Below are 6,897 nucleotides of genomic sequence, written 5' to 3'. Positions count from 1 at the left end.
TGGTCTCAAAGAGAGGCCCGCAATTGTCAGTTATCGTCTAAAGACTAGTCAGCGCAAGATACACAAAAGCGCATTTGATTGGTTTTGACGAAACATTGGTCGTGGCACCGCCGTTGCTTTAGTACAAGTCAACCCCCCATGGCGGCCAGGACCCTCCCCCCCCAATCCTGGTCGCTTTTTTTTTGCCCAAAATTTCTATATCCTTATTGCTGTTAAACATCGTAAGGAGACTCCCATGCAGTTGAAACCTCTTGGTCTACTTCTTTTGGCAGCGTTGATGACTCAAGGCTTACCGCAACATGCGTTCGCACAAGCTGATAGTTCACAGATCGAAGCTGAAGAAGCCACAGCCGACGCTGAAGCCGCCAAGGCCGAAGCCAATGAAGCTAAAAAACGTGCGGAAGAAGACCGCCGTCGCCGTGATAAAGCGCGCTCTGAGGCGCAATCCGCGATTAATAAGGCTCGTTCCCTAGAAAACGAATCTAAGAAAGAACAAGCCGAGTCGGAAAGGGAGTCTGCGAAACTGAAAGCAGAAACAGCAGACCACGAGCGCCAAAAAGCCAATGCGGAGAAAGAACAAGCCGCAGCGGAAGCTCGTATCAAAGCCGCCCAAGAAAAAACTAAAAAAGCCACGCAAGTTCGCGACGAGGCTTTGGCTAAGCGAAAGCAAGCTGAAGATAAAGCGGACGAATTAAGAGATCAGGCGAAAGATCAAGAAAAGCAGGCACAATCCGCAACCGAAGCAGGGCAACAAGCCAGCAAAGAAGCGGAGGAAGCTAAAGCCGACGCTAATAAAGCAGAGCAAAATCTTTCTAAAGCAAAATTGTTGACTCAAAAAGCCGTGGCAGAATCCAAAGCCCGCGAAGCGAAAGCAAAACAAGAAATTGCCCGAGCCGAAGCAGATAAAGCAAAAGCCGAAGCTGAAATCGCTCGTCTGAAAGTTCAAGAAGAACAATCTAAAGCGATGATTGAAAAAGTGGAGGGCGAACTGAAAGCCGCTTTAGCGTCATCTAAAGAAGCTGTTCAACAGGCGGATTCAGAGCGCAAAAAAGTGAACGAAATTAAGTCTCAGGAAGAAAAAGCGAAGCAGTCTGCCGCGAAGGCTCGTCAAGAGCTTGAAGGCAACCGCAACAATCTGAAGAAAGAACAAGCGGCGGCAAGTCTTGAAATCGCGCGAGCGAAAAAAGTGATTGCTGAAAGTGAAGCGGAAAGCCTGCGTGCGGATGCAGAACTAAAACGTTTGCGTGACGAGGCTGAAAAAGCCAAGAACGAGCGCGAAAAGTTAGAGCAACAAATGGAAGTCGCTCAGAACAAAGCCGAAGAAGCCAAGATCAAATTAGATACTGGTAAAGCGGAGGCCGAAGCAGAAAAGATGAAGCTAGAAGCTTCAAAGATTCGTGCGGATGCGGGCCTGACAACGAAGAAGAAAAAGAAATAGTTCAGTCAAAAAAAATATAATAAAAAAAACGCGGGCCTAAATCCTGCGGTTTTTTTATTTGATAGGCTTAATGTTACTAATCACTTTCCAGTGATCCACCTGCGAATTGAAAAAGCCTGACTGGCGATAAGCTTTTTCGATAACACCTTTTTGTTTCAAAAGAGGGACTCCTGCATGAAGAGCGGCAATAACGGACTTCGAGTTCTTAGAAGCCTTCGAAACGCCCCAGACCCGACGGCCTTCAAGAACTATTTTATATCCCGACAAGGGAATGTACTTGGTGTCCTGTATTTGAAATGAAAGATCTTTCTCCGGGCGAAACGAGGACAATAATAGGTCAACGCGATCGTATTTCACCATGCGAATCATTCTTTCCCAATTCCCACCATCAACTATGTTGCTAAAGCCCGCTTTTTTTAAGGCTTGAACATCACTGTTCCAGATGTAGCTTGTAGTGATGCTTCTTCTTTTAAGTTCACTGATCGGTAAGTTAGAAAGCTCAGCAATTTTTTTTTGGTTTGCCATAAAGTCCTGCTACGAATTGCCCGGGATCCACGGTAGAAATAGATTTCCAGGTGGAGGCCTCTGGCAAATCGGTCTCCCAAACCGGATTTGCTGTAGCATCGGCATAACCTTTTTCCAGTTCCGCAATGGCGCGTTGATAAGTCGGCATCGGAATTAGAATCACCGGAGTGTGCAGGCCCCCTTCGGTCAGCGCTTGCTGAAATAAAATCAATTCTATGACATCTCGGCGCGAGTAAGGCCCACTGAAGTCTTTAATAGATAAAGGATTTCGCCCGTTCAGAAAATTTTTGTAGTCTGCCAGAACATCTTCAATGACCACAGCCTTAACAGCAATAGGAGAGTTGGCTTTTCCCGGTGCAGAGAAAAGCAGTAGAGAAAGTATTATTCCACAAACGTACCGCATGTCGCGCATCCTAAACTCAATCACTCTGAAAGTGGGAAATATATGACTGGCTTGCTTAAGTGTAATCCTGATCGTGTTGTGAATGAAATATTTCGTCCTGAGATCTTCGGCCTTTTCACTGTCTATTGTTTACTGTTTAGACAATAGCTTGTGTTTAAAAAATCCTACCGCTAGCATCGGGTCATTGGAGGAGTTATGAAAAGCATCTTATTTGCATCCTTTTTCTTTTTCGTATTGAGTGCCGGCGCCGCAGACACAGATTCTTTGAAATCGCAAAGCTCAAAGCTTATGGCGCAAGGGAAAGCCAAAGCACAAGAGGTGATGACCGCTTGTAAGGAAGATAAAGTTAAACATTGTGATAAGTACACAGAGATGGAAGCCTTGAAAACCTGCTTAGCCAAAAACAAAGAAAGCCTGACGCCTTCGTGCCGAACATCTTTAGGAATGTAACCAGAAAGGCTGGCCGTGATTCTTTGTCACTGCCAGCCTACTCAACGATTCTTCGCGTCCTGGACCCTTCTTAGGTCGTGCGAAGACAAGCCCGTTAGTGTCACGGGACACTTTGATGATAACATTGAAGAATCCTGAACATCTAACCGGAGCTTCTTTGTGAAATTTTTGACTCTTCTTTCGATCGTTTGTCTATCTTCTGCCTCTTATGCTTTTGATAATCCTTCGATGCTCGAAAAATATTATCGGGGCGATTTCAATTTCGACGGCTCAAAAATTCGCGGCAACTCATCGAACACCAGCTTTAATAATTCTGAAAAATGGGTGAAAAGCAAAGAGGGCGATAATCAGTACAGCATGAAGTGGGACACAGAGAACGTCGAAGGATCTGAAGTACTGACTGTCTCTGAAACTTTAGTAACCAACTCTAAAGAAAAAGGAAAGTCTTCGCTTTACGCAAGAACTTCAAGTTTCTATAAAGATAAACTTCGAGCTTCGACAATCTGTTATGGATACTCTGCGGAAGGTTCTTGGGCGAATCCTTCTAAGAATGAATTAAAGTGCGTGACGGCGACTCGCCGCGCTTGTGATCGTTTGATGGATTCTTATTTCAAAGAGGCCGGCAAAAACAATATGATCTCAACGAAAGCGGGCGGCCTGAAGGAAACCCAGAAGAAGGCCGAAGAGTGCTCAAGTTTCCTGGATAGCTATGCAAAAATGGCTGTCGCCTTCGGAAACCAATCCTCTCAGCTTGAAAAACGCCAGAAAGAAGTGATTGATCAGGATGCAGATCGCCTTAAGGCGCAGATTAAAGAGGCCACGGGAAATAAGCTTTGGAATATCACGGATCTAAATTCTGCGAACTCGGCTTCTGCGCTTGATAAAACAGCTCAGAACTTTTCCAGCTCCATGGAAGGAATTCGGGCTTTGAATGCGGCATTAGAGACGTGTGCGAGTGCTTTGGCTGACTTTGGCAGCCCTTCGGCGCAAAATGGTTCTGCAGCTGCGGGAAACTCCGCTGCAGGTCAACGATAATTTGCTCTAGCACAATTTATCCTTCACAAATTTGCTAAAAGTGCGTCCTCCCTGGTACAGTTAAGACTTCGGAGGACCTATGAAAAGCACCATCATCTTGTTACTTCTTTTATCTTCGACCTCTTTTGCTCAGAAACTTGAACCCGGTCTTTGGAAGACGAAAAGTGTTTTAGTCCTTAATGGGTTGCCGCTTCCTCCTGCAGAAGGGGAAGAGTGCATATCTGCCTCCCAAACTAAAAATGTTAAAGAGACAATCGTCAAAGAATTAAAAAAGAACGACTGCAAATTAGACAATTGGAATTTGAAAGGTGAAAACCTGCAAGCCTCTTTAAGTTGCAAAAAGAACGAACTCAACGCGAAGGGGACTTTGCGTGGGAAAGTGACACCGAAAAGTTATGATCTGAACGGCGAGGCCGAAGGAACCTATAACGTGATTCCTTCACAAGCGACTTTAAGACTCACGGGTCAGTGGACCCGCGTCTGCAAAAAATAATCAGTGTTTCTTTTCTAAAAGCTCCGGGGCATTCTGTTGAAGAATGCCGTGAGCGACTTGTTCATAGAATGATTTCGAACTGACAAGTCTCGCTGTCACGTTGGCGATGATGGATGACAGCATCAGGTACAAAATGATTTCGTGAGAGTCGGTCATTTCGAGCACCAACACAAAAGATGTGAAGGGTGTGCGAGTGATTCCGGTTAAGAAGGCCACCATGCCCACCATAATCATCAATTTCACATATTCAAAACCAAATGATTGAGCTAAAAATTGCCCTAGCGTCGCACCGCTAGCTAACGCCGGCGCAAAGACGCCGCCGATAACGCCGCCAATATAAGTAAAAAAGTTTCCAAAAATACGGGCGGCAGGCAAAGTCACATCTGCGGGCGCATTGGGGTTCTCTAACAAGGAGACCATGACACTTTTACCCGCTCCCACGGTGGAAGGACCGCACAGGTAAATCGTTAAACTTAAAAGAGCCCCGAAAATCAAAGTTAAAAGAACTTTGACCCAAAATGATTTTTTACTTCTCCAAGAAGTGACTCTAAAAAGACTTTCTGCAAAGAAACTTCCCGCGACGCCGATCAATGCGGCAATCGCCGCCGTTTGATAAAGGGCGTGCCAGGTATAACTTTGAAAACGGGCGTCCCCCAAATACAGGTAATTTCCTAAGAAGAGTTGTGCCAAAATACCGGCAATGATCACCGCTTGGAAAACGGCCGTGCGAATCAGACTGATATGTGATTTCGACATCTCTTCAATGGCGAAAACAATGCCGCCTAAAGGAGTGTTGAATGCGGAAGCCAAGCCGGCCGCGCCACCTGCCAATATCATCGAGGGAAGTTGCGGCTTCGGAAAGCGCTTCGGCCAAAGCTTAGACAGCTGATAGAATATAGCTGCAGAGACCTGCAAAGTCGGACCTTCTCGACCCGTGACGCCGCCACCAAGAACGCACAACGAAGAGCCCGCGATTTTTGCGACGAGCATGCGCAGGCCCAAAAGCTTTCGTAAAAAGGGATGATCTGAGGGAGACATTTCTGCTGCGGCTAAAACTTGCGGAATTCCGCTTCCTAAAGCCTCTTTAGAAAAAAAGTGTCCTATAAGAAATGAGACTAAAACGGCCAACGGTGCCGTAATGAAAATCAAAGAAGATTGAGAGTTATGAAGAGCCCATTCCTCGCAGATTTTAAATAGCATATTGTACAGAACAGAAACGACGGCAGCGATTCCGGCGGCCAACCAAAAAGGCAGATTGAAAAAGATTTTATCTTGAGCCGACTTAACATGATGATGACGAAGAAGATCTGATGGACGCATCTGTCTTTAGTAGCAGTATTTTGAAACAGGCGCACATCACTGCGCATCGAAACAGTGCGTTAACAAATCTGTGATTTCACACTTCGGCTCCTAGGAAGGAGTCGAAGTGATTTCAGGATTCTTGTAGTAAACAGTTTGAGTCGGATATGCGAAGTCTACTTTGATTTGCGCGGCGATTTTTAGAATCTCGATGAAGATCTGTTGCTGCAATTTGAGTTCGTCAGCTCCCGTAGCGACATTGATGTGGAAGTTAACTAAGACGTCTAAGGACGACGCATTGTAATTGTTAAACGCCACCGTGACTGTTTCAGGATTCACTTCTTTATGCTGAGTCAAAAGATAGCGAACGTGATCGCAAAACTGTTCAATTTTTTCTGGAGGTGTCTCGTAAGCCAGACCCAAGATCTGACGGATGCGTCTTGCCGGGCGAACTCCCATGTTGTCGATGGTTTCTTTTGCCATCATCGCATTCGGAATCGTGATCACGGAATTATAGAATGTGCGAATACGAGTGGAGCGAAAGCCGATCTCTTCGACAGTCCCTTCCATGTCTTTCACTTTCACCCAGTCACCGATTTTAAAGGGATGATCCACTAAAATAGTGATCGAGCCAAAAAGATTTGCCGCTGTGTCTTGCGCAGCTAAAGCAAGTGCCAAACCTCCCAGTCCCAGACCGGCAAGCAGGGACATGACATTCAGACCAAAACTTTGCAGGGCAATCAGAATACCAAGAACAACAACGACCACTTTCATGGCGCGCGAAGCGAAGGGGACGAGTTGATCGTCATAAGTGCTTTCCGTTTTAGCAGCCACATCCATAAAGACACGAGTGATGGCATCCACTGCGTAGTAAATAACGCGAATAAGGTAAAGAGCTACCAAACCACGAAGTACATGATCGTAGTAAGTGCCAAATTTTCCAGAAAGCTCAATGGCATCACCCACCGCGAACCAGAAAAAGATAACTAAAAGCCAAGCGACGGGACGCTCTAGTGGCATCGATAGGAAATAAGCGGTAAATGTGTTCGGGAACTTTTTGATGAAAGGGTTGTGTCGTTTAAACTCTTTCAAAAGAAATTGGAAGACAGGGCGAAGGAGGAATCCCAGAAGGAGGGCGATGGCCAGCGCGCCCCATTTCCAATTTGGAATGACGAAGACTGTCGACTTTAAAGCCACAGTTAAGTCATGAGAGAAGAGTTCGGTCTGTTCAAAAAGAAACTTTTCCATGTATCA

Annotated in this window: 8 protein-coding genes; 4 read left to right on the top strand and 4 right to left on the bottom strand. The window is 45.7% G+C overall.

Features of this window, described 5'->3' with window-relative positions:
- Nucleotides 1-235 precede the first annotated feature (235 nt).
- Nucleotides 236-1,438, top strand: a complete 1,203-nt coding sequence (locus AZI85_RS03855) for a hypothetical protein (RefSeq protein ID WP_063242832.1) — start codon at nt 236-238, stop codon at nt 1,436-1,438.
- A 54-nt stretch (nt 1,439-1,492) separates the two neighbouring features.
- Here the strand turns inward: AZI85_RS03855 and AZI85_RS03850 are convergent, their stop codons facing one another.
- On the bottom strand, nt 1,493-1,963 hold the full coding sequence (locus tag AZI85_RS03850; RefSeq protein WP_063242831.1) for a hypothetical protein: 471 nt from the start codon (nt 1,961-1,963) through the stop codon (nt 1,493-1,495).
- Nucleotides 1,938-2,366, bottom strand: coding sequence for a hypothetical protein (locus AZI85_RS03845; RefSeq protein WP_155723911.1), 429 nt, complete (start codon nt 2,364-2,366; stop codon nt 1,938-1,940). Before AZI85_RS03845 ends, AZI85_RS03850 begins: the two co-directional genes overlap by 26 nt.
- Nucleotides 2,367-2,561: 195 nt before the next feature.
- Here AZI85_RS03845 and AZI85_RS03840 point away from each other — a divergent pair, with 195 nt between their 5' ends.
- The 3 genes from AZI85_RS03840 (at nt 2,562) to AZI85_RS03830 (ending at nt 4,344) form a co-directional block, all read left to right on the top strand.
- Nucleotides 2,562-2,816 (top strand): hypothetical protein, encoded by a 255-nt coding sequence (locus tag AZI85_RS03840; protein WP_063242829.1) that lies wholly within the window; start codon nt 2,562-2,564, stop codon nt 2,814-2,816.
- Nucleotides 2,817-2,975: 159 nt separating this feature from the next.
- On the top strand, nt 2,976-3,851 hold the full coding sequence (locus AZI85_RS03835; RefSeq protein WP_063242828.1) for a hypothetical protein: 876 nt from the start codon (nt 2,976-2,978) through the stop codon (nt 3,849-3,851).
- A gap of 79 nt (nt 3,852-3,930) precedes the next feature.
- Nucleotides 3,931-4,344: a DUF3617 domain-containing protein gene (locus AZI85_RS03830; RefSeq protein ID WP_063242827.1), complete on the top strand. Its 414-nt coding sequence runs from the start codon at nt 3,931-3,933 to the stop codon at nt 4,342-4,344.
- On the opposite strand, the gene AZI85_RS03825 is transcribed toward AZI85_RS03830, so the two are convergent.
- Both AZI85_RS03825 and AZI85_RS03820 read right to left on the bottom strand, forming a co-directional pair.
- Nucleotides 4,345-5,664 carry a chloride channel protein gene (locus tag AZI85_RS03825; protein ID WP_063242826.1) on the bottom strand — a complete coding sequence of 440 codons (1,320 nt, stop codon included), beginning with the start codon at nt 5,662-5,664 and terminating at the stop codon, nt 4,345-4,347.
- Between the two features lie 90 nt (nt 5,665-5,754).
- Nucleotides 5,755-6,891 (bottom strand): mechanosensitive ion channel family protein, encoded by a 1,137-nt coding sequence (locus AZI85_RS03820; protein ID WP_063242825.1) that lies wholly within the window; start codon nt 6,889-6,891, stop codon nt 5,755-5,757.
- Nucleotides 6,892-6,897: the final 6 nt, after the last annotated feature.

The sequence above is a fragment of the Bdellovibrio bacteriovorus genome (assembly GCF_001592755.1).
Classification (GTDB): Bacteria; Bdellovibrionota; Bdellovibrionia; order Bdellovibrionales; family Bdellovibrionaceae; genus Bdellovibrio; species Bdellovibrio bacteriovorus_E.
The sequence above is the reverse complement of the archived record's forward strand: the minus strand, read 5'-3'. Positions and strand labels throughout refer to the sequence as shown.